The organism is Kitasatospora sp. NPDC101108, from assembly GCF_055584725.1.
The window spans coordinates 104,840-126,202 of record NZ_JBVJLM010000010.1 but is presented as its reverse complement, the minus strand read 5'-3'; the positions used below and the strand labels follow the sequence as shown (position 1 = coordinate 126,202).

20 protein-coding genes and 1 pseudogene are annotated in these 21,363 nt (G+C 72.1%); 10 read left to right on the top strand and 11 right to left on the bottom strand.

All coding sequences use genetic code 11. From position 1 onward, the window contains the following. Positions 1 to 93 precede the first annotated feature (93 nt). On the top strand, positions 94 to 912 hold the full coding sequence (locus tag ACZ6Z8_RS22300; RefSeq protein WP_465611801.1) for a hypothetical protein: 819 nt from the start codon (positions 94 to 96) through the stop codon (positions 910 to 912). 34 nt (positions 913 to 946) lie between these two features. On the opposite strand, the gene ACZ6Z8_RS22295 is transcribed toward ACZ6Z8_RS22300, so the two are convergent. Beyond that, positions 947 to 1,369 carry a carboxymuconolactone decarboxylase family protein gene (locus tag ACZ6Z8_RS22295; protein WP_465611800.1) on the bottom strand — a complete coding sequence of 141 codons (423 nt, stop codon included), beginning with the start codon at positions 1,367 to 1,369 and terminating at the stop codon, positions 947 to 949. 130 nt (positions 1,370 to 1,499) lie between these two features. Further along, positions 1,500 to 1,694, bottom strand: a complete 195-nt coding sequence (locus ACZ6Z8_RS22290) for a hypothetical protein (RefSeq protein WP_465611799.1) — start codon at positions 1,692 to 1,694, stop codon at positions 1,500 to 1,502. 336 nt (positions 1,695 to 2,030) lie between these two features. Here ACZ6Z8_RS22290 and ACZ6Z8_RS22285 point away from each other — a divergent pair, with 336 nt between their 5' ends. From ACZ6Z8_RS22285 to ACZ6Z8_RS22275, 3 genes are all read left to right on the top strand, one after another. Next, positions 2,031 to 2,957, top strand: coding sequence for a hypothetical protein (locus tag ACZ6Z8_RS22285; RefSeq protein ID WP_465611798.1), 927 nt, complete (start codon positions 2,031 to 2,033; stop codon positions 2,955 to 2,957). A 61-nt stretch (positions 2,958 to 3,018) separates the two neighbouring features. After that, complete coding sequence (locus ACZ6Z8_RS22280; RefSeq protein WP_465611797.1) at positions 3,019 to 4,014, top strand: hypothetical protein; 996 nt, start codon at positions 3,019 to 3,021, stop codon at positions 4,012 to 4,014. Then, positions 4,011 to 4,907 carry a hypothetical protein gene (locus tag ACZ6Z8_RS22275; RefSeq protein WP_465611796.1) on the top strand — a complete coding sequence of 299 codons (897 nt, stop codon included), beginning with the start codon at positions 4,011 to 4,013 and terminating at the stop codon, positions 4,905 to 4,907. The genes ACZ6Z8_RS22280 and ACZ6Z8_RS22275 overlap by 4 nt, the downstream gene beginning before the upstream one ends. A 77-nt stretch (positions 4,908 to 4,984) precedes the next feature. Here the strand turns inward: ACZ6Z8_RS22275 and ACZ6Z8_RS22270 are convergent. Then, a pseudogene (locus ACZ6Z8_RS22270) lies at positions 4,985 to 5,144 on the bottom strand (RNA-guided endonuclease TnpB family protein); the annotation flags it as partial. A gap of 125 nt (positions 5,145 to 5,269) precedes the next feature. Between ACZ6Z8_RS22270 and ACZ6Z8_RS22265 the strand changes: the two are divergent. From ACZ6Z8_RS22265 to ACZ6Z8_RS22255, 3 genes are all read left to right on the top strand, one after another. Then, positions 5,270 to 6,313, top strand: a complete 1,044-nt coding sequence (locus ACZ6Z8_RS22265) for a hypothetical protein (RefSeq protein ID WP_465611795.1) — start codon at positions 5,270 to 5,272, stop codon at positions 6,311 to 6,313. A gap of 212 nt (positions 6,314 to 6,525) precedes the next feature. Further along, complete coding sequence (locus ACZ6Z8_RS22260) at positions 6,526 to 6,837, top strand: hypothetical protein (RefSeq protein WP_402825696.1); 312 nt, start codon at positions 6,526 to 6,528, stop codon at positions 6,835 to 6,837. 2 nt (positions 6,838 to 6,839) lie between these two features. Then, the gene (locus ACZ6Z8_RS22255) at positions 6,840 to 9,038 is read left to right on the top strand and encodes a hypothetical protein (protein WP_465611794.1); all 2,199 of its coding nucleotides are present in this window, start codon (positions 6,840 to 6,842) and stop codon (positions 9,036 to 9,038) included. Between the two features lie 149 nt (positions 9,039 to 9,187). On the opposite strand, the gene ACZ6Z8_RS22250 is transcribed toward ACZ6Z8_RS22255, so the two are convergent. The 5 genes from ACZ6Z8_RS22250 to ACZ6Z8_RS22230 all read right to left on the bottom strand — a co-directional run bounded on the left by ACZ6Z8_RS22250 (position 9,188) and on the right by ACZ6Z8_RS22230 (position 14,286). Beyond that, positions 9,188 to 10,291: an NADH:flavin oxidoreductase/NADH oxidase gene (locus tag ACZ6Z8_RS22250; RefSeq protein WP_465611793.1), complete on the bottom strand. Its 1,104-nt coding sequence runs from the start codon at positions 10,289 to 10,291 to the stop codon at positions 9,188 to 9,190. Positions 10,292 to 10,507: 216 nt separating this feature from the next. After that, complete coding sequence (locus ACZ6Z8_RS22245; RefSeq protein WP_465611792.1) at positions 10,508 to 11,917, bottom strand: MFS transporter; 1,410 nt, start codon at positions 11,915 to 11,917, stop codon at positions 10,508 to 10,510. A gap of 370 nt (positions 11,918 to 12,287) precedes the next feature. Continuing rightward, positions 12,288 to 12,584 (bottom strand): hypothetical protein, encoded by a 297-nt coding sequence (locus ACZ6Z8_RS22240; RefSeq protein ID WP_465611791.1) that lies wholly within the window; start codon positions 12,582 to 12,584, stop codon positions 12,288 to 12,290. Between the two features lie 328 nt (positions 12,585 to 12,912). Further along, positions 12,913 to 13,563: a hypothetical protein gene (locus ACZ6Z8_RS22235; RefSeq protein WP_465611790.1), complete on the bottom strand. Its 651-nt coding sequence runs from the start codon at positions 13,561 to 13,563 to the stop codon at positions 12,913 to 12,915. Positions 13,564 to 13,779: 216 nt separating this feature from the next. After that, a complete protein-coding gene (locus ACZ6Z8_RS22230; protein ID WP_465611789.1) occupies positions 13,780 to 14,286 on the bottom strand; it encodes an NUDIX domain-containing protein in 507 nt (168 codons plus the stop codon). A 426-nt stretch (positions 14,287 to 14,712) separates the two neighbouring features. Here ACZ6Z8_RS22230 and ACZ6Z8_RS22225 point away from each other — a divergent pair, with 426 nt between their 5' ends. The 3 genes from ACZ6Z8_RS22225 to ACZ6Z8_RS22215 are packed head-to-tail and all read left to right on the top strand — an operon-like array spanning position 14,713 to position 15,953. Beyond that, positions 14,713 to 15,540 (top strand): helix-turn-helix domain-containing protein, encoded by an 828-nt coding sequence (locus ACZ6Z8_RS22225; RefSeq protein ID WP_465611788.1) that lies wholly within the window; start codon positions 14,713 to 14,715, stop codon positions 15,538 to 15,540. Then, positions 15,533 to 15,730, top strand: a complete 198-nt coding sequence (locus tag ACZ6Z8_RS22220) for a DUF397 domain-containing protein (RefSeq protein ID WP_465611787.1) — start codon at positions 15,533 to 15,535, stop codon at positions 15,728 to 15,730. Before ACZ6Z8_RS22225 ends, ACZ6Z8_RS22220 begins: the two co-directional genes overlap by 8 nt. A 10-nt stretch (positions 15,731 to 15,740) precedes the next feature. After that, entirely contained in the window at positions 15,741 to 15,953 is a 213-nt protein-coding gene (locus ACZ6Z8_RS22215; RefSeq protein ID WP_465611786.1) for a DUF397 domain-containing protein, read from the top strand. A 59-nt stretch (positions 15,954 to 16,012) separates the two neighbouring features. Here the strand turns inward: ACZ6Z8_RS22215 and ACZ6Z8_RS22210 are convergent, their stop codons facing one another. The 3 genes from ACZ6Z8_RS22210 to ACZ6Z8_RS22200 all read right to left on the bottom strand — a co-directional run bounded on the left by ACZ6Z8_RS22210 (position 16,013) and on the right by ACZ6Z8_RS22200 (position 21,329). Then, entirely contained in the window at positions 16,013 to 16,744 is a 732-nt protein-coding gene (locus ACZ6Z8_RS22210) for a heparin lyase I family protein (protein ID WP_465611785.1), read from the bottom strand. 145 nt (positions 16,745 to 16,889) lie between these two features. Beyond that, positions 16,890 to 18,317 carry a uracil-xanthine permease family protein gene (locus ACZ6Z8_RS22205; RefSeq protein WP_465611784.1) on the bottom strand — a complete coding sequence of 476 codons (1,428 nt, stop codon included), beginning with the start codon at positions 18,315 to 18,317 and terminating at the stop codon, positions 16,890 to 16,892. Between the two features lie 240 nt (positions 18,318 to 18,557). Beyond that, positions 18,558 to 21,329, bottom strand: a complete 2,772-nt coding sequence (locus ACZ6Z8_RS22200; protein WP_465611783.1) for a SpoIIE family protein phosphatase — start codon at positions 21,327 to 21,329, stop codon at positions 18,558 to 18,560. Positions 21,330 to 21,363: the final 34 nt, after the last annotated feature.

The following is a 21,363-nucleotide window of genomic DNA, read 5'->3' as shown; positions in this document are numbered from 1 at the left end:
GCGCAGTGGGCCAGGTCCCGACGGCACAAGTTGATCAAGACGTGACCATCCCGTGGCGGGAGGTGTCAGTCATGATCACTACCGTACGTCGGTATGCGAAACGACGACCCGGGCCCGAGCCGGGACAAGTCCGATGACGAGCAGTGGAACGAGTTCGTGAAGGCCGTGGCCGCGCAGGAGGAGGCAGAGCGCCGGGCCGCCGAACCGCAGCCCAGGCGGGTCTGGCCGCGCAACGCGGCCATGGCCCTGGCAGCCGCCGCCCTGACACTGCTCGGTGTCGAACTCCTGCAGCCCTCCGCGGACACCTCCGCCCCGCCCGCCCCGCCCGCCGCGGCCCCCGTCGCCGCCCTCACCCCGACGGCCGCCGCCGCGGGCACCCCCGCCTCCTCCGCCGCCGCGCAGCACCCGCCGATACCACTGGACCAGGTCTTCCCCGCCGAGGTGAAGACGGCTTCCGGCGCCGTCTACGCCAGGGTCGCCTCCGCCACCCTGCCCTCGTGCACCGAGCGGGACTCGGTCGCCCCCGCCCTGATCGCCATGATCAGGGCGGGCAAGGGCTGTGTGGCCGAGCAGGTCGCCCTCTACAAGGACGCCCAGGACGACCAGTTCAACCTGGCGCTGTTCACCATGACGGACCCCGGGGAGACCGTCCACCTGGCCACCCGGCTGTCCGCGGACTTCGAGGACTTCGAGGTCGCCGCCCAGGCCCCGCCGCCCGCCGCCGGGCTGCGGACGCTGCCGCCGGACAGCGGCATGGTCCAGGCCTTCGGCAGCGGCGGCCGCGCGATGCTCGTCGCCCTCGGCCAGTGGGCCGACGGCCGCGCCACCGACCGCCAGCAGCTCGTCGAGCGCCTGTCCTCGCTGCAGGACGCCGTCGGCAAGACCGTCTACGCGTACGAGTCCGCACTCTGAGCCCGGGCGGCGGGCCACCGCTCCCGGCGCGGCGTCAGTTCGCCGTGACCGGGAGCAGGCCGCGCTCGCCGAAGACCTTCTTGGCGACGAAGGTCGCGTTCAGGGCCTTGGGGAACCCGCAGTAGGCCGCGGAGTGCAGCAGGGCCTCGGTGATCTGGGTGGGGGTGAGGCCGACGTTGAGGGCGGCGTTGATGTGCACCTCCAGCTGCGGCTCGCAGCCACCCAGCGCGGTGAGCATCCCCAGGGTCACCAACTGACGGTCGCGCGGGGCCAGTTCGGGGCGGCTGTAGATCTCGCCGAAGCCCCAGGCGACGACCTGGTGGCCCAGCTCGGGGTTGATGTCGGCCAGCGCGTCGATCACCCGCTGCCCGCCCTCGCCGTCGACCCGGGTGAGCATCTCCATGCCCCGGTCGAAACGCTCCTGCCGCTGGTCGGCCCCGCTGTCGTGAACACCCATGGCGCCTGTCCTCTCCTCGTACCCGTACTCGTGCTCGTGCCGTGGTCCCGGCCGTTGCGGTCGTGACCACGGCATGAACCGTAGGACTTGGAGTGCGCTCCAACTCAAGCCCGGGCCGCACGACACGTCCTCAGGGCCGGGGCGTCCACCCGGGCGGGGTCAGCGCGGTGCCGGCGACGATCCGCGCCGGCGTCCCGTCCAGCACACCGGTCTGCGGGACGACCCGCTCGACACCGCCCGGCAGCAGGCCCCGCTCCCCGTACCAGCCGGCCATGTCCTCGGGCGAGAACCCGCCCGCCTGCGGCCGGCTGGCGTGGCGGCGCACCGTCTCCGCGAAGTCGACGTCCAGGTAGTACAGGTGGCTGCGCCCCCGCTCGGCCCCCGCACCACCACCGGCACCGCTGCCCGACTGCCCGACTGCCCGTCACCGGGCCACCGTGGCGCCGCCGCCGGGGCGGTGTTGCGGTTGGATCACGGAGTGTCCAATTGATCAAGCAATGGGTGGGAGTGTGGTGATTGATTTTGTTGGCGTCGATGTCATCGGACTCTCATAATCCCTGCTGAGACACGTGACGGACGGTCCGGCGAGCCGCTTGGGGGAGCGGGATCCGACAGTGGCCCGCGTGCGAGATCCCACATTTTTCCCTTTGGGGGGAGTCCTTTGTCCGCGCCCGAGAACGAGAGCGCCGCCTTCGCCGATCCGCCGCCGGAGCCGGCTGCCGCGGTGACGGAACCGGCCGCCGTACCCACGGCCGCACCCGCAGACGTACCCGGGCCCGCAGCCGCGCCGGAAGCGGCTGCCGCGCCCGCGCCCGCGCCCGTGCCCGCGCCGGACCGGGCCCCGGCCCCGCGGCGGCTGCCGCGCGCCGTCGGCGTCGCGCTGGCCACCGCCGGGCTGCTCGCCGTCACGGCGGCCAGCGCCGCGGTGACCGTCGCGGTCGGCAAGCCCGACAGCCGCCCGGCCGCCGCGCCCGCGCCCCGCGCCACCGCCTCGCCGAGCGCCGGTGCGAGTGCGACGCCCTCCGCCGTCCCGGTGCCGACCGTCGTGCCGAGCGAGCCCGCCCCGGCCAGCACCGTCAAGGGCACGGTCAGCAACGGCAAGCACGAGGGCGACCTGCGCTACTTCCTGCTCCCGATCCCCGCCGGCGGCGAGTCCTACGGGCCCGCGGACGGGATGCCGATGACCCACGACGACGTCTCCGAGATCTTCGGCAAGCAGGACGACATCGACACCATCCTCAACCGGCTCGGCTACCGGGACGGGGCGACCCGCACCTACCGCACGGCCGACGGCAAGGCCCAAGTGACCGTCACCCTGCTGCACTTCGGCTCCGCCGACACGGCGAGCAGGTTCGTCCAGGGCTACACCATCAAGTCGCAGGAGCCGATCGACATCGACGGCGACCCCAACGCCCACGGCTTCCGCCGCGCACCCAAGCACGAGGCGTACACCGGCTCGATGACCGGCGTCTCCAGCCAGGGCGACGTCCAGTACACCGTCGACGTCGACGTCAAGGGCACGCCGGACAAGGCGCTGCTCAACGACCTGATGAAGCGCCAGCGCGAGTGGCTCGCCTCCGGCGGCTGAGCCCGCGCCCGCGTCCGCCGCACGTCGTCGTCCTCCCTTCCTCCTGTCTGGAGCCACTTCCGTGACCACCGAACCCGAGCAGCCGCCGCCCGCTCCGGCCGAGCCGTCCGCTCCGGCCGAGCCGTCCGCGGCGGCCGAACCGCCGCTGCCGCCCGTACCCCCGGTGCCTCCCGTGCCGCCGCTCCCGCCGGTGCCGGACGAACTGCCGGTCCCGCCCGTGCCCCCGGTCCCGCCGGTGCCTCCCGTGCCGCCCGTCCCGTTCGGCTCCGACGGCCCGTCCGACGGGCCGTCCGACGGGCCGGAGGCCGAGCGGACGCCGCACCAGGACCTCGACGCCGCCGACCTCCTGTCCGCCGGCCCCGAGTCCGCCCCGCGCGCCCCGCGCCGCCCCCGCCCGGTGCTGCTGTCCGTCTGCGCGCTGGTCGTCGGCGCCCTGGCCGGCGGCGGCGTCGGCTACGCGATCCAGGCCCAGCGCCCGCCCACGCCCCTGCCGCCACTGCAGGTGGCCCTGCCGGCCTACCCGGCCGAGGTGGTCGACCCGGCCGCCCTGGCCGCCGTCCAGCCCGGGCCGCCGGCCATCGAGGGCGACCTGCTCAAGCTGCTGGTCAGCGCCCCCGACGGCAGCACCGCCTGGGGCGACTACCCGAACAAGCCGGGCTGGATGTCGATCGGCGAACTCGCCGAGCGCAAGAGCGACGCGGCCCGGGTCTTCAAGGACCTGGCCTCCTCCGGCTTCCGGCGCGCCGCCGAGGTGGACTGGATGAAGGGCGACACCCGCTACCGCGTCTCGCTCACCCAGTACACCCCCGAGCACATCGACGAGGCCGAGGCCGCCGCCTCCGGCTTCCGGATGCCCTTCGCCGCCGACGCCAACGGCGGCTACAGCGTGGACTTCACGCCCAGGAAGTGGTCCGACACCGAGGACCGGTACTACTACGGGCAGGCCCAGGCCCAGCGCGGCACGGTGCAGATGAAGGTGGAGATCTTCAGCCCGAAGCCCGTGGACGGCGAGGAACTCAAGGCCCTGGCCAAGCAGCAGTGGGAGCGACTGGCATGACCGACGACGACACCGTGACCGCGACGCCGCCCACCACGCCCGCCCCCCAACCCACCGCCCCCCAACCCACCGCCCCCGAGACCACCGCGCCCGCACCCGAACTCCCCGACCCCGCAGCCGAATCCACCCCCGAGCAGCCCCCCGCCGCGCCCCGCCCCGCCTCCCGCCGCCTGCTGCGCGCGGGCGCCGCGACGGTGGCCGCCGCGCTGGTGGGCGTGGTCATCGGCGTCGGCATCATCAAGACCCAGTACGACGACCCCGCCCCGGCCACCGCCGCCGGCCCCGCCGGCGCCCCCACCCCGACAGCCACCCCCACGCCGTACGGCGCCAAGTCCAACGGCAGCCACTTCGGCTCGCTGCGCGACCTGCTGCTGCCCGTCCCGGCCGGCTTCGAACTCGGCCCCGACGAGGGCGGTCACGGCAACGACACCGAGCTCGGCGCCGGGCAGATCTCCGACGAACTGGACGCCGAGCTCCAGCAGATCCCCAAGGACAAGCGCGACAAGCTGCGCTCCTACTGGGAGGGGCTGCACGTCAAGGGCACCGGCGTGCGGACCTACCGCAACGACGGCAACAACCTGGTGGTCGGACTGCGGCTGCGCCAGTTCAACCAGCAGGAGGTGCAACGGATCAACGAGTACACCGCGGTGTTCACCGGCGACACCGGCATCTTCCGCTCCGGCCCGCAGATCCCGGGCCACCCCGAGGCGCACTGCTACCTGATGCCCGCGCCGCCCTCCGCGCCGATCGACTACCTGGAGTGCTCGGCCGCCGAGGGCGACCTGCTGGTGGTCATGAGCGTCGAGGGCGTGGCACCGCTGCCCAAGGACAAGATCGTCGGCCTCTTCACCATGCAGCTCGACCGCCTCGCCAGCCCCGGAGCATCCGTTTGACGTCTCTCCCCCGCCTGAGGGCGGGGGAATTCCCCTCAGCCTCGCGGCTGAGCCGCTGCGCCTCGGCGCTGCGGTGGGACCATCCAGCGGCTCGGCCATCGTGGCCAGCGTCAGCTTTCCGTCACGGAAACGGAACGCGGACGTGGTGTATTCGGCGCTGTCGCGGGATTTCTTCCTCGACTTGAACCGGGGCTATCTGGCCCGTCTGTGCCAGAAGTTCGAGAACGCCCCTTGCACCTACTGGAGATCAATTGCCGCGACGCCGTACCGCCTTGGCGGCGAAGAGGCCGTTCCTGCCCCGCTCCGCGGGAGTTTCGCTTCCTCCCCGGGCTGAAGCCAGGGGCTTCCACGAAGGAGTCCGGATGACCGACCACGCCACCGCGCCGCAGCCCGCACCGGAGCCGGACGACAAGACCGTCACCCCCGGGGCCGGCGAGAACCCCTGGGCCGCCGTCACGATCGACGACCCGCAGCCCGACGCCTTTCAGACCCCCGCGCCGTCCGAGAGCCCGGAGGAGCGGGCCGCCCGCCGCACCCGGCGCCGCAAGGCCGCGGTGCGCTGGAGCTGCGCCGTCCTGGTGTTCGCGCTCGCGGGCACCGGCACCGCGCTGGCCGTCACCGCGCCCGAGCGCACCGACATCCCCGGTCTGGCCACCGCCGACGACGGCCGCTACACCTTCGCGCCCCTGACGCTGCCTCCGCTGCCCTCGGGCAAGGCCGCGCCGGACCTGAAGGACGAGAGCAAGGGCCTGCACCAGGCGGACCTGCGCTACCTGCTGCTGCCCGCCCCCAAGGAGGCCGGCGGCTCGGTGAACCCGCCGGTCTTCCCGGCGCCCACCGCGCCCACGGCCACCGCCACGGCTTCGGCCCCGGCGACGTCCGCGCCCTCGGACACCCCCTCGGCGAGCCCGGGCGCCTCCGCCGCGCCGTCCGCCTCCGCCGCCCCCGGCGGGACGGCCCCGGCCGACTGGGTGGCCTGTGAGGCGATGGGATCCGATCTGCAGAACCCGGCCAGGCTGCACGGCCTGCTGCTGCAGAACGTGTGCCGTGCGGCCACCGTCCGGGAGTGGACGGCCTCCGACGGCACCATGACCCGGATCCGGCTGCTGCGCTTCGGCTCCCCGAACGAGGCCCGGGCGACCTACTTCCGCGGGCGCACCGACCTGCAGCTCAAGGCCGCCCCCGACGCGAAGATGGCTTCCGGCGACGGCTGGGACACCGTCGCGGGCATCGAGGTGACCCGCAAGGACTCCCAGGAGAGCACGGGCAAGGGCGTGCCGACCACGCGGGTGGCGTACGTGTCGGCCTCCGACGTGGTGGCCGTGATCACGATGACCAATCCCCGCGGGGTGCCGGCCACGGCGTTCCGCCAGGTCGTCACCCTCCAGTGCGACCTGCTGGCCTGACCGCACCCGGCGCCAGGGCCCGCACCCCCTTCCCCGGGGGTGCGGGGCCCTGCGCGGCTGCCGCCGCCTCGAACGGCGGCCGTTTCGCCGGACGGTGACGAAACGGTGACGAATCCCTGATCAATTCCGTGCCCAGTCCGGCCCTGGTGGATCTACGATCATCGGCGCCCGGTGACCACACCATCGGGTCACCACACATGGGGGATGAACGGATGAGCACACCAGCACCAGGCGGATTCGGGGTCGACCACGGCGCCCTGGACAAGGCGCACGCCACGCTGACCAATCTGGCCCACGACTGCCCGGGCGCGGGCCAGGTCGCCGACGAGGCGACCGGGACGGCCGTCGCCGGTCTCAAAGGCTGGGACAGCGCCGGGGCGTTGAAGGACTCGCTGGACGAGTGGCACCAGCAAGTCCAGGCGCTGACCGGCCGGCTGAACGCCAACGCCGCCGCGATGCAGAGCACCGGCGCCAACTACCGCGCCACCAACCAGTCCATCGCCCAGTCCCTCCAGGTGCCGTAACGATGCTCGGATACGAAGACGTACTCAACGCCAACACCGACGCGCTGAGCGCCGCCGCCACCCAGTGGCGTGCGATGGCCACGCGCTTCCACACCATGCAGACCACCATGGAGCAGGACGTCCTGGGCGGGAGCGGCACCGGGATCGGCGGCGGCGGCCTGTTCACGGGCGGGACCGGGGGGCTGGGCACCGGCAACGCCCTGGCCGGGGGCCCGTGGTGGACCGGCAACACGGCGAACCTGGCCAACACGGCGCTGCTGGCGACCAAGGGTCAGATCGTCGACGCCCAGACCGAGGCCAACGCGATGGCCTCGCTGCTCGACGAGGCGCACACCGACTTCGCCGCCGCCCAGAAGCAGACCCGCGACGCCGCGGACGGCGCGGTCAAGGACGGCTTCAAGGTCACCGGCACCGGTACCGCGGTGTTCGACGAGAGCACGCTCGACCCCGCGACCCGCCAGGCGCTGCACCACGACCCCGAGGCCCGCCAGTCCTACCAGGACGCGGCCGACAAGTGGACCAAGGCGATCGCGGCCGGCGTCCAGGCCGCCACCCGCGCCGACGAGCGCATCGCCGCCGCCCTGCGCGGCGCCTCCAAGGCCGGCAACCCGCTGGACACCACCTTCAACGGCAACGCGGTGGGCGGCGGTGACGCCGGGGACGCCCAGCGCGCCGCCGACCTGGCCACCCACCTGGACGACCTCACCCCGCAGCAGCTGACCGAGCTGCAGGACCTGATGAAGGACAAGGCCGACCGCCCCGGTTTCTCCCAGGGCCTGCTCGACCGGCTCGGCCCGGACGGGATGATCAAGCTGTCGCAGCAGCTGAGCAGCCCCGGCGGCGACAAGAAGGCCGCCTACACCGACCTGCAGGGCGGCCTCACCCACGCCCTGGCCTCCGCCACCCAGGACACCGGCACCGACTTCTACCGCCGCTGGCGCCAGGGCGTGAAGGACGTCGGCTACAAGAACTACGGCTCCAACACCGACCCGGTGTACGGCTACCAGATCCTCACCACCCTGATGACCAAGGGGGACGCCAAGTACTCGGCCCCGATGCTCGGCGACCTCGCCGACGACGTCACCGAGACGGAGAAGAAGCACCCCGACGCGTGGAGCTACAAGGCCAGCCACGACGGCGGGGCGCTGGGCGCGGACCCGCTGGACAACGTGCTGGCCGTCATGGGCCGCGAGCCCGACGCCGCCACCGCCTACCTGGACCCGAAGTCCGGCGGCGGCAACCAGCACCTGCACTACCTGCTCAAGGACCGCAAGTGGCCCGACGGCTGGATCGCCAACCCGTACGCCGGCGTGGTCAAGGTGCCCGACCCGCTGTCGCAGAGCGGTCTGGGCGCGGCCCTGGAGGCCGCCACCACCGGCCAGCCGGCCGGCGCCCCGCACAGCGGCCACCACACCGAGGCCCAGGCCCGGATCATGCACGACACCGTCACCACCCTGGACGAGGGACAGGGCGGCAACAAGGTCAACGCCAACCTGCGCCAGCCGCTGGCCAACGCCCTGGCGGACTACACCAACGACACCCACGAGATCTTCAACGGCCGCAACTCCCAGTACATGGACCACGGCAGCGCGGTGTGGACCGACGCGAGCGGCACCGTCCACATGGGCGTCGGCGAGGACAGCCTGGTGCGCGTGATGCGCGGGCTGTCCGACAATCCCGACGCCTACGCCACCCTGCACCAGGCCGAGAGCGCCAAGATCGCCCAGGAGCTGTCCTCGATGGGGCCCAACCCCTCGCAGAACGACATCCAGGACGTCATGAACAAGGGCGCCGCGAGCCTGGGCGTCTACGACGCGATCCGCGCCGACGTCGCGATGGGCCAGCGCGACGACGCCAACCTCCAGGCCGACTGGAAGGCCAAGGTCGCCTACCACGTCGTCGGCGCGCCGCTGACCCCCATCCCGTGGGTGGGCGACAGCGCCCAGCGCCTGGTCGACACCTGGGCCTGGGAGTGGGACAACCAGATGAAGGACCACAACAACAGCATCGCCAACGCCAAGATCTCCGACACCTACCTGGACGCCAACAACGAGATGACCCACCTGGTCAGCGGCTGGGCCAAGGACCGCGGCATGGACCCGGACAGCAGCATGATCCACGTCGTCGAGGACGCCTCGCACGACCGCCGCTCCACCAGCGCCACCACCGCCGGCCACTTCCTGGGCCGCGGCAACTCCTGACCACCGCCGGCGGCGGCTTCGGCCCCGGGGCCGTGAACCCGCGCGGCCCGTACGGCCGTTGAACCGGTGGGAGTGAAAAGGTGGAGGGGCGCCACAGGACAGCCGTCCTGCGGCGCCCCTCGTCCGCGCCCGGGGGCCGTGGGCCGTGCTCAGGCGCGGTGGTACTGGACGGGGGAGTGGACCTCGCCGCCCAGCGCGCCGGCCGCGTGGCGGGCCCAGAAGGGGTTGCGCAGCAGCTCGCGGCCGATCAGGACGGCGTCGGCCCGGCCGGCGGCCAGGATGTCCTGGGCCTGGGCGGGGTCGGTGATCAGGCCGACGGCCGCCACCGGCAGCCCGGCCTCGTTGCGCACCGCCTCGGCGAAGGGCACCTGGAAACCGGGCGCGGCCTCGATCCGGGCGTCGGGCACCAGGCCGCCGGTGGAGACGTCCAGCAGGTCCACGCCGTGCGCCTGGAGCTCCTTGGCCAGGCGCACGGTGTCCTCGGAGGTCCAGCCCTGGCGGCCGTCCTCGGGGTTCTCGGTGAGCCAGTCGGTCGCCGAGACGCGGAAGAACAGCGGCAGTTCCTCGGGCCACACCGCGCGCACCGCGTCGACGACCTCCAGGGCGAAGCGGATGCGGCCCTGGAAGTCGCCGCCGTAGGCGTCGGTGCGGTGGTTGCTCTGCGGGGAGAGGAACTGGTGGATCAGGTAGCCGTGGGCGCCGTGGAGTTCGACGGCCTGGAAGCCGGCCTCCCGCGCGCGCCGAGCGGCGTCGGCGAACTTCCCGGCGAGCTCCCGGATCTGATCGACAGTCAACTCATCGGGCGTGGTGTGATCGGGGGAGAAGGCCACGGCGCTGGGAGCGACCGGCACCCAGCCATGCTCCTCCCCGGGAGCCAGGGCGCGCCCGCGCTCGACCCACGGCCGCTCGGTGGAGGCCTTGCGCCCGGCATGGCCGAGCTGGATCGCCGCGACGGTGCCCTGCTCCTTGAGGAAGGAGGTGATCCGGCGGAACGCCTCCAGCTGGGTGTCGTTCCACAGCCCGAGGTCGTAGGGGCTGATGCGCCCCTCGGGGCTGACCGCGGTGGCCTCCACGATGATCAGCCCGGTGCCGCCCGCGGCCCGCGCCGCGAGGTGGGTGTAGTGCCAGTCCGTGGGCACCCCGGCCGCGTCCCCGGCCGGGGCGGCGCTGTACTGGCACATCGGCGGCATCCAGACCCGGTTGGGGGCGGTCACGTCCCGCAGGGTGTACGGGGTGAAGAGGGTGGTGCTCATGTCGGACTCCCGTGGGATCGGCGGCGCCAGAACGCAGGCGCTTGCTGATGCGCTTTATGCGTCTGAACAATAGTTGCACGGGACGGTACTTTCAACGGGGCCCGGCGGACGCGGTTGACCGCGCCGACGGCACGCGGGACGACCACCGGTGAGCAACGACGGCGGCGCCGCCCGGGAAGCATCCCGGACGGCGCCGCCGCCTTCACGCGCCGGCCGTCAGCCGCGCGCCGTCTGCGGTACGCGCTGGGACGGGACGGCCGGCGCCTTCGCCGCCGCCGTGGCCGCCGCCGCAGGGTCGCCGGCCGGCGCCGCGCCCAGCGCCGTGCCGCGGGTCTCCTCCGCCCACAGCACGCACACCAGCAGCCCCAGCGCCGTCGTCCCCGCGGCGATCAGCATGGTCGGCCCGGTGCCCAGCCCGGTCAGCGACAGCGGCAGCAGATAGGTGCCCACCGCCGCGCCGATCCGGCTCACCGAGGTGGCAACCCCCACGGCGGTGGCCCGGATCTCGGTCGGGAACAGCTCGTTGGGGTAGGTCCAGTCGAGCACGTTCGGCCCGCCGCACAGGAACGCGTACGCACACAGCGCCGTCAGCGCCACGGCGGCCGGCGCGGAGGGCCACACCCCCAGCAGCGCCAGCGGAACGGTCATCAGCGCGAAGGACCAGATGATGACGGGGCGCCGGCCCCTGGTGTCGATCAGGCGCAGCGCCGGGTAGCAGCCCAGCAGGAAGACCAGGCTGATCAGCCCGGTGCCCAGGGTCTCCATCACGGTGCCGCCGGGCATGCCGAAGGAGGACAGGATCTGCGGACCGAAGGTCAGCATCGCGAACAGCGGGCCGACCTGGCACAGGAAGAACAGGCCGCAGAACAGCGTGCGGCGCCGGTACGGCGGCGTCATCAGCAGCCGCAGCCCGCTGCTGCGCCGGGCGCGTTCGGCCGGATCGGGCATCAGCTCACGACCGTCCACCCGCACCCCGAGGTGCTTCTCCACCACGCGCACCGCGTCGCCCACCCGGCCGTTGGCGGCCAGCCAGCGCGGCGACTCCGGCGAGCCGCGCCGGATCACCAGGAACACCACGCACAGCACCGTGGAACTGGCCAGCATCCACCGCCAGCTGCCCGGTCCGGCCAGCTCCAGGAACAGGTAGCCCACCACGTAGGCGAGCACCGAGCCGGCGTACCAGGCGACGATCTGCTGGCCGAGCAGCCGCCCGCGGTGCTTGGCGGGCAGCCACTCGGCGAGCAGGGAGGTGGCGATCGGGTAGTCGGCGGCCACAGCCATGCCGAGCACGAAGCGCAGCACGGCGATCGCCCACACGTCGTCCACCCAGAAGGAGAGCACCGAGCAGGCGACCATCACCAGCAGGTCGGCGGTGTACATCACCTCCCGGCCGATCTTGTCGGTCAGCACGCCGAACAGGGCGCCGCCGACGAACATGCCCACCAGGGCGGCGGCGCCGATCAGACTGACCTGCGCGGTGGACAGGCCCAGGTCGGGGCGCATCCCGATCAGGGCGACGCCGACGATGCTCAGGATGTAGCCGTCGAGCAGCGGCCCACCGGAACAGGCGAGCGCCAGCCGGCGGTGGAAGGCGGTATACGGGGCGTTGTCGATGGTCTGGGGCATGGGCTTCGGGGTCCTCCGGAGCGTACGGCCGCGCGCTCTTCACACACGCCGTGCGCCGGGTAGACGGCAGGGAACGACGCCGCCCACGCTGGACGGCGCCACCGCCCGATCACACCGGGCGACCGTCCACGGTTGCCCGGATCCACAGGGATGACCACCAGGTCCAAGGTCAACCGGATCGATGACCTTGGTCCCGAAACGGACAAGGCCTTCGACCGTACCGAACCAAGGCTCGCCCAGTCCTCACGGGCGTCGTCGCCGTCCGTCGCCCGCCCGGACCGCCGCGGGTGAGCCTTCTCACGACGGGCGCCCGCGGGCGTGGCGAGTGCCACAGTTTCGACTCCTGGTCCAGACCATCGGCGCACCCGGGTCAGGGCACCGGCCGGGCCTCCCGCAACCGCGCCAGGCCCGAGTCCAGGCCCGAGTCCAGGCCCGAGTCCAGGCCCGAGTCCAGGGCCGAGTCCAGGGCCGCCTCCGGATGGACGGCAGAGCCCGTGGTCACCAGGATCAGCACCCCGCCCTGCACCCCCGCCGGCAACGCCGCCGCCTCCCGCTCGGCACCCAGCCCCGCCCCCACCCTCGCCACTGCCCTGCAGACGGCGGATGCCCGCGGGTAACGGCCGCCGATCCGCTGGGTCAACCGCCCCTCCAGCACCAGGTCGAACACCTCGGCGCTGCGCCGCAGCAGGGCCTCGCGGGTGGGGACGTGGTGGGGGCACCACCGGATAGGTGAGCAGGATGCTGTTCGGCAGGTCGGTGGGGCGCAGGGTGGGCACGCCCATGAAGGGGCCGTAGTAGGCGTGCACGCCGTGCGGGCGCAAGGGCCAGTTGGGAGGAGGCGAAGGTGTCGGCGCCGCCGCCGTCGATCATCTGAAACGGAGCAGAAGCTTCGTGGAGCACGCGAACCGATGTCAACGGCTCGGGGGCGGCCCCCCAGGGGCGCCCCCTTCGGGATGCGCCGGGTGCGACGAGCGCCGCGGCCGTTTCCTCCCGGACTAGAAGCTCGCCAGCCGGAGCTGGAGCCCGCATCCGCCGGGCCGGTCGTCGGTGTCGATGCGGACGGGGACTTGGCGGTCGTTGGCCACGGGGCTGAAGAGGCCGAAATCCGGGCCGGCGTTCCCGCACTGGGAACGGTCGCCGTCCGAGAAGTAGTTGACACCGATATTCATGCCCGTGGGACTCGACAGGGCGAACGTGAGATCGCATCCGCCCGGTCGGTTGTCGGTGTCGATCCGGATGGTGGGGCCGAAGGTCCGGGACGTCTTGCTGATCGGCATCTGGTGGGTGCCCGGGTTTCCGCACTGGGCAGGATCGCCGCCGGGGGTGACCGCGAAGGTGTAGGTGACGGACGAACCCCTCAGCAGCTCCTCCGGGTCGTAGACGCCGAACGAGAGCTGACAGCCGCCGGGTCGGGAGTCCGTGTCGAAGCGGATCGGTTCGGTCGCGTCGAAGTCGTTCTTCCACTGGTCGCCGGTTCTTCCACCGCACTGGCCGGGATCTCCGTCCGCGTTGAACCGGATGCCCAGTTGCGGAGGAGAGACCAGTTCGGTGCGGGCTTGGGCGAAGGGCGCCGGGACAACGCTGACCGCGGCCGCCGTCGCGGTAGCGGCGGAGAGCAGCAGCAACCTCCGTGCGAGGCTTTTCATGGCACCGGACCCTTCGTGTAGAGAACAATGTTCCTGGGGTGAAGGCTTCCGGTGCCCCGAGCATCCCAAACCGCCACTGGTGGACAAGGAGGGGCGCATCGCCTGAACGGCCCAGCGGCCGACCGTCCTGGCCGAGTTGGCGTTCGACAGTGGAACGGGAGACGAAACGCTCGTCCGGTCCGGGGCGCGGCGGTCCGGTCAATACCCGCGCCGGTCTCAGCCCACCGGGACCGGGACGCCCTGGATGAGGAGCGGGAGGCCGGCGCCGTGCTCCCAGGCGTCCCAGGCGTCGTCGACGCGCCGGTACTGGTCCTCGGCCATGACCTCGCGCAGCTTGGACCGGGGCACCCAGTGCAGGCCACGGATGCCGGCCGGCGGCTGGTGGCGGCGGACGGTGTCGGCCTGCGCGGGCGTGAGCATCCCGCCCGCGTAGACGAAGTTGACGCCCTCGGGGAACTCGGCGGCAGGCACGTAGTCGATGGTCAGGATCGTGCGCAGGTCCAGGACGAGTCCGGTCTCCGTTTCGAGGTGGCGGCGGGCCGCGAGGTGGGGGAGTTCGTCCTGCTCGGCGCTGCCGCCCGGCAGGGTCAGGCCCTCGCGGTAGACGGGGTCGACGAGGAGGACGGAGAAGTCGTCCACCCGGTCGGGGTTTTCGAGGAGGACGAAGACCTGCTGGCCCGAACGGCGGGCGGGAGGACGGCTCATGAGGCGGGTGCGGTTCAACTCTGCTCCAAGTGCGAGGGGTTCGAAGGGGGCGGGTTACAGCGGCCGGCGACGCGGCTTCCCGCAGGTGCCCGGCGCGGTCTCCCGGGGGGTGAGGGCCTGGAGGAAGGCCGGTGCGACCCGCCACTCGGGCCCGGTCGCCCCGAGCGGCCGGAGAACCGCCGTTCCGAGCAGCACTTCGACGAAGACCCCTTCGCGCGGTCTCCCGTTTTCCAGGTGGCTGAAGTCCCGCACCACTTCGTGGAGTTGGAAAGGGTGAGGGGGATTCTGCGTGTCAGACATGGGGGTCTCCGTGAGCGATGTACGCATTGCCGTCCTGGTCGATGACTTCGGTCAGTGACCGAATCGCTACCAGGATGGCTCACCCTCCTCTAGGATCGGAAGAGTTTCAAATCTCTAGTCCGGTGGATTTTAAAGAGGACGATCTTGGTCCGTCGCACGCTTGATCCAACGTCATCGCCACTTGAGGCACTGGCAGTTCAAATCAGCAGGGCACGCCAGGCCAAGGGTCTGACGCAGATCGAACTTGGCAAGCGAGTCGGGTACTCCAACGTCTACATCTCGAACGTGGAGCGAGCCAAACAAGCCCCCTCTTTAAAGTTCGTAGAACGCGTCGAGGCCGCCCTCGACGCAGGTGGCGCCCTGACGGGGCTGTGGTGGAGTTGGAAGAACGGCGCCCTTCTGCCCGGGTTCTCCGAGTACCTTCGCCGGGAACGCGAAGCGATCACAGCCAGACTGTTCGACACGGACATGGTGTCGGGCATACTCCAACACCCGAGCTACAGCGCAGCTTACGAAGCCGGTATCGTCCGCCGTGGGGAAGCGACTCGGGAGCAGGCTGACGGAAGACTCGGCTTGCTGGCCCAACGCCAACTGATGCTAGACCGGGGCACGATGATCCATGCTGTTCTGGACGAGGGAGCCCTGCGTCGGCCGATCGGTGGCCGGGAGGTCATGGTCATGCAGCTCGCCCACCTGGAGAGTCTGAGCCACCGCCCGAACGTGATCATCCAGGTTGCCCCGTACTGCCTCGCCGAGGACCGACCCCTGTCCCACCCCGTCACGCTTTTGACCCTTCCGAATCGGGCATTGGTCGGCTACACGGAGACGCTTCAGCGGGGATACCTGGAACAAGATGCCGAGACGGTGGCCCGATGGGTCGATAGATACGATCGACTCCAGGTCAACGCGCTCAGCCAGCCGGATACTTTGGCCATGATCCGGGAGGCACGGAAGGAACTGGACCATGCATGACCCATCGGGCGCCAAGTGGCGCAAGAGCACCTATAGCAATGGCGGGGGCGGCTGCATCGAGGTGGATGACGCGCACCCGGGCAGGGTCCGCGACTCCAAGGACCCCCATGGACCGGCCTTGGCCTTCCCGCCCGACGCTTGGAAGTCGTTCGTCGCTGCTGTCCGTAGTGGCGAGTTCGGCGATGTCTGAGAGGAGTGTCATGGTCGACCGTGTGGACCTGTGCGGCGCCCAGTGGTTCAAGTCTTCCTACAGCGGCAACGGCGGACAGTGCGTTGAGGTGGCATTCGACTTCCAGGGACTGATGCCTGTCCGCGACTCGAAGGACCCCAATGGACCGGCCCTGATCTTCGCTGCAGAAGCTTGGGAGTCGTTCGTCGCTGCTGTCCGCAGCGGGGAGTTCGGCGACCTCTGAAGCGACAGGCCCGGAGCGCATTCGCTGCGGTCCGGGCCTGTCGCCGTCTCCGTCTTCCCCTACGAGCCGGCGGTGGCCGTCTCCAATGTGGTGGCCATCACCGGGCTGGTGAAGGTGTTCGTCGCCTCGCCCTGGTTCTGGTGGTAGGAGCCCCACTTGAGGTAGTTGCGGTCACCGTCCCACGTCGTGCCCTTGAACGTCCCCGAACCGCCGCTGAACGTCTGCTTCTTGCCGTCGAACCAGAAGTCGATCGTCCCGTCGCTGCGCCCCAGGTGGATCTTGAGCGCGTACGCGTGCCACTCGCCGTTCTTGACCGGCGCGGTCCACAGCGGGTGCGCCACGTGCTCGGTGTCCCACTCCTGCAGCCGCACCCGCCCGGTGGTGAGGTCGATCTCGATCGGGTGGTTCGCCGTGCCCTCGCTGGGCGAGCACTTGAGCTGGAAGACGTACCGGCTCTGGTCGTCGCCGATCTCCACCTTGGACGACCAGCCCAGGTAGAACGTGTCGCCCTCCTTCAGGTCCGGGCCGACCGTCTCGCAGCGCTCCTGGTTCGCGGCCTGGAACGCCTTCCACACGCTCCCCTTCACCGGGTCCTTGACGACGCCGAAGCTGCTCGGCGCCGCGCACTGGACGCCCAGGAAGGACGACGGGCCCTTGGCGGTGCTCGGGGTCCACAGGACCTTGCCGGTCGCAGCGGAGCTACTGGCCGCGGCCGAGCTGCAGGAGATCGAGAACGTCGCGAGGGCCAGGGCCCCGACGGCGAGCTTGCGGTGCTGGGGCAGAAGGGACATGCCTCTCCCGGGGTGACGGGGGAATCGGGTGGTCGAGTCGCTGCCTGCGATTCGACCACCCGACGGCCCGCCCGACCAGGCGGAACGACCGGCGGAAGTAGCTTCCGGTCATGTTCCGCTCACTTCCGCCGGTCCTGAACCGCGCCTACGACAAACGCCGTTCCCCCTCGCCCGAGCCCTCGCCCGAGCCCGCGCCCCCGGACGGCTCGTCGTAGGACGAGGTGCCCTCGTCCAGCAGCGGTTCCTGGGTCTTGAGGTGCGCGGGGGCCAGCGCCCGCAGGGCGTGGTAGCCGGTGATGACGACCAGGGTGCCGAGCGCGATGCCGCTGAGGCTGAAGGTGTCGGTGAATTTCAGCGTCACGTTGCCGATGCCGATGATGATGCCCGCCGCGGCCGGCACCAGGTTCAGCGGGTTGCGCAGGTCCACCTCGGACTTGATCCAGATCTGCGCGCCGAGCAGGCCGATCATGCCGTACAGGATGACCGTGATCCCGCCGAGCACCCCGCCCGGGATCGCGGCCACCACCGCGCCGAACTTCGGGCAGATGCCGAACAGCAGCGCGAAGCCGGCCGCCGCCCAGTAGGCGGCCGTGGAGTAGACCCGGGTGGCGGCCATGACCCCGATGTTCTCGGAGTACGTGGTGTTCGGCGGGCCGCCGAGCGCGGTGGAGAGCACCGAGCCGACGCCGTCCGCCGAGATCGCGGTGCCGAGCTTGTCGTCCAGGTTGTCGCCCGTCATCTCGCCGACCGCCTTGACGTGCCCGGCGTTCTCGGCGACCAGCGCGATCACCACGGGCAGCGCGACCAGGACCGCCGACCACTGGAAGGAGGGGCCGTGGAAGGCCGGCAGGCCGATCCAGTCGGCCCGGCCGACGCCGGAGAGGTCCAGGCGCCAGTGGTCGGTCATGTGCCCGCCGCCGTCCACCGAGTGGATCTTGCCGAAGATGCGGTCGAACACGAAGGAGATCCCGTACCCGAAGACCAGTCCCAGGAAGATCGCCACCCGCGACCAGAAGCCGCGCAGGCACACCACCGCGAGGCCGGTGAACAGCATCACCAGCAGGGCCGTCCACTGGTCCTGCGGCCAGTACGTGGAGGCGGTCACCGGGGCCAGGTTGAAGCCGATCAGCATGACCACGGCGCCGGTGACGATCGGCGGCATCGCCGCGTGGATGATCCGCGCCCCGAAGTACTGGACCGCCAGGCCCACCAGGAACAGCACCACGCCGACCACGAGCACCGCGCCGGTGACCGTCGCGCTGGTGCCGCCCTGGGCCCGGATCACCGCGGCGACCCCGACGAAGGACAGCGAGCAGCCCAGGTAGCTGGGCACCTTGCCGCGGGTGGCCAGCAGGAAGATCACGGTCGAGACGCCGGACATCATGATCGCCAGGTTGGGGTCCAGGCCCATCAGCACCGGGGCAACGAAGCTCGCGCCGAACATGGCCACCACGTGCTGGGCGCCGAGCCCTGCCGTGCGGGGCCAGGAGAGCCGTTCGTCGGGGCGGACGACCGCTCCCGGTGCGGGCGTGCGCCCGTCACCGTGCAGCTTCCAGCGCACGCCGAGATCCATGTGGGGGTTCCTTCTGTCAACGTTCAGGGGGACTGTCCGCACCATTGTCATGGTCATCCGGCCCCCCGCGCACCCCTGGCCCCGCCCCTGACCTGCGCACTCGCGCGGGGAAGCGGAGCCGGAGGGTGGTATGACAGGAGGTCAGCCGCACTCCCCGGCGGCTGACTTCAGGCCGCCCAGCCGGCGCCACACGACCCGGTCGCCGCCTCGCCCGTCCCGCCCGTCCCGCCCGACCGCCCGTCAGGCGTCGGGCTCGTCGGGCGGGACGGGCGCTTCGGGCGCTTCGGGCGGGGAGGGCCGCAGGGCGAGCAGGGCGATGTCGTCGGTGTTGTCGGCGCCCAGGGCGATGACGAGGTCGTCGCAGAAGACGTCCAGCGGTGCCCGGGCGAGTTCGGCGGTGTGCCGGCGCAGCCGGGCCATGGTGTCGTCCAGGGACTGTCCGCGGCGTTCGACCAGGCCGTCGGTGTAGAGCAGCAGGGTGGAGTGCGCGGGGAGCAGGTCGCGGGCGGTGGCGCGGGGCAGTTCGGGGTCCATGCCGATCAGCAGGCCCGCCCCGCCGTCCAGGTAGCGGGTCTCGCCCTCGCGGGTGGTGAGCAGCGGGGGCAGGTGTCCGGCCGAGGAGTGGTGCAGTTCCCATGGGCCGTGCGGGCCGCCCTTGAGCAGGGCGTAGACGCAGGTGGCGGTGGACTGCGCGGTGGCGGTGGACTGCGCGTCGAGGGTCTGGTTGGCGCGGTCCAGTTGGCGCAGGACGGTGTCGGGCGGCTCCTGGCGGTCGACGGCGATGCCGCGCAGCATGCTGCGCAGGGTGCTCATGGCGACGGCGGCGCGCAGGTCGTGGCCGGCGACGTCGCCGATGACGAGCACGGTGTCGCCGCCGGGCAGGACGAAGGCGTCGTACCAGTCCCCGCCGACCTCCGCGGTGGCGCTGGAGGGGATGTAGCGGGCGACCAGTTCCAGGTGGGCGATCCGGGGCAGTTCGGGCAGCAGGGCGCGCTGGAGGCGTTCGGCGGTGTGGCGGGCGTCGCGGTGCAGTCGGGCGTTGTCCACGCCCAGGGAGATGCCGCGCACCAGTTCGGCGATCAGGAGGACGTCGTGCTTGGTGAAGGGGTGTTCGCGGCGGGTGCGGGCCAGGGTGAGGACGCCGATGACCTCCCGGCGGGCCCGCAGCGGGGCCAGCACCGCGCTGTCCGCCCCCAGTTCCTCGAACAGTCGCGCCTGCCGCTCCTCCAGCGGGCTGCGGGCCCGCTGGGGCGTGGGGAGGTCGGTGACCAGCAGTGGGCCCGCCCCGCGTGCCACGCGTGGCAGGGCGCCCAGGGTGTCCTCCGACAGCAGCTCGGGGAGGCGGCCCAGGAGGGTGCAGGGGATCCGCACCCGGGGGTCGCGGTGGACGATGCACACCCGCTCCAGCCGGCTGTGGTCGTCCAGGAGGTCCACCGCGCACCAGTCGGCCAGCTGCTGGGTCAGCACCTGGCACACCCGGCGCAGCCGCTCCTGGGGGTCCAGGGTGCCGGACAGCGCCTGCCCGGTGTCGGCGAGCAGTGACAGCCGCTCCAGGGTGGCCCGCTCGACGCTCACCCGGCGGGACTTCGTCGTGGTGGTGGGCAGGCGCACCGGGCCGGGCTCGGGCCGTGTCGCGTACGGCGCCTCCTCCGGCTCCTCCGGCTCCTCCGGCGCCTCCTCCGGCACCTCCTCCGGCGCCTCCGGTTCCTCCCACGGTGCCTCCTCGGGGGTGTCGTCCGGCGGGGCGTCCTGGGGCGCGGGCGGGGCCGTCCTGGTGAGGATGTGGGCGACGAACACGGTGCGTCCGTCGACCGCCTCCTGGGTCTGGATCTCCAGGCGTACGGGGATCAGCCGGCCGTCGCGGTGCAGCGCGGGGACGGGGACGGAGCGGCCCAGGATGCGGGGCTGCCCGGTGAGGAGCAGGGAGGTGAACGCGGCCACGTGGCGGTCGCGCAGGTGCTCGGGGATCAGCGCGGTCAGCCGCTGTCCGACGAGCTCCTGGGCGGACCAGCCGAGCAGTTCGGCCGCGGAGGCGCTCACCGCGATGATCCGGTTGAGGTCGTCGGCGGCGACGGTCGGCACGGCGGCGGCCTCCACCTCGCCGGCGTCCCAGGGGGCCAGCTCGGTGGGGGTGTGGTCCGGGGCGCCGGGGACCAGCGTCCACGCGGTCGGCTCGGCGCCGGCCAGCTGGTCGGTGATCTGGTCGAGCAGCCAGTGGCGGAAGGTCCGGATCTGGGGGAGGGCCGGGAGGGCGAGCAGGCTGCCCTCCTGGGCCGCCGACTCGGCCTCGTCCAGGACCCGGCGCAGGGTGGCCACGGCCTCGGCGGCGTCCGCGGGGAAGGCCACCAGGAGGGAGAGCGTGGAGCTGTCGGGGGTCTCCTGCTGCACCGAGGCCGTCATGCACGCGCAGACCACGTTGCCGGCGTCCCGGGCGATGGTGAGGTCCTGCGGCCGTATGCCGGTGATCGCCTCGACGCGGCGGGTCAGGTAGAGCTCGCGCAGCAGCCCCTCCCAGTGCTGCTGGGCGGCCCAGTACAGGGCGTAGGGCACGTCGATCAGGGCCACGTTCACGGTCGGGCCGGAGGGGGCCACGGTCTCCCAGGCGGAGGTGGGCGGCGCGGTCGGGCCGGGCCACAGCTCGAACCAGACGGTCTTGCGGTCCGCGCCGCTGTGGACGCCGTGGCTGGGCGCGAGTTCTTCCACCAGGGCCAGGCCGCGGCCGGTGGAGGCGAAGGGGTGGTGGTCGTGGGGGACCAGGCCGCGTTCCGGGCAGCGGTCGCTGACCTGCACCTGGACCCGGTCCTCGCCGGCCCAGGCCCGTACCTCGAAGTCGCCGCGGGCGTGCAGGACCGCGTTGGTCGCCAGCTCGCAGGTCAGCAGCTCGGCGGTGTCCGCCACCTCGGGCGCGACACCGTCCAGCACCGACCGCACGAACCGGCGGGCCAGCGCAGCGCTCTGCGGCGCCGTGGGCAGCCGCCGTGACGGTGCCCCGGGCGGACTGGGGATGCCCATACGGGGCCACTGCCCAGAAACCCCGGGGCCAAAA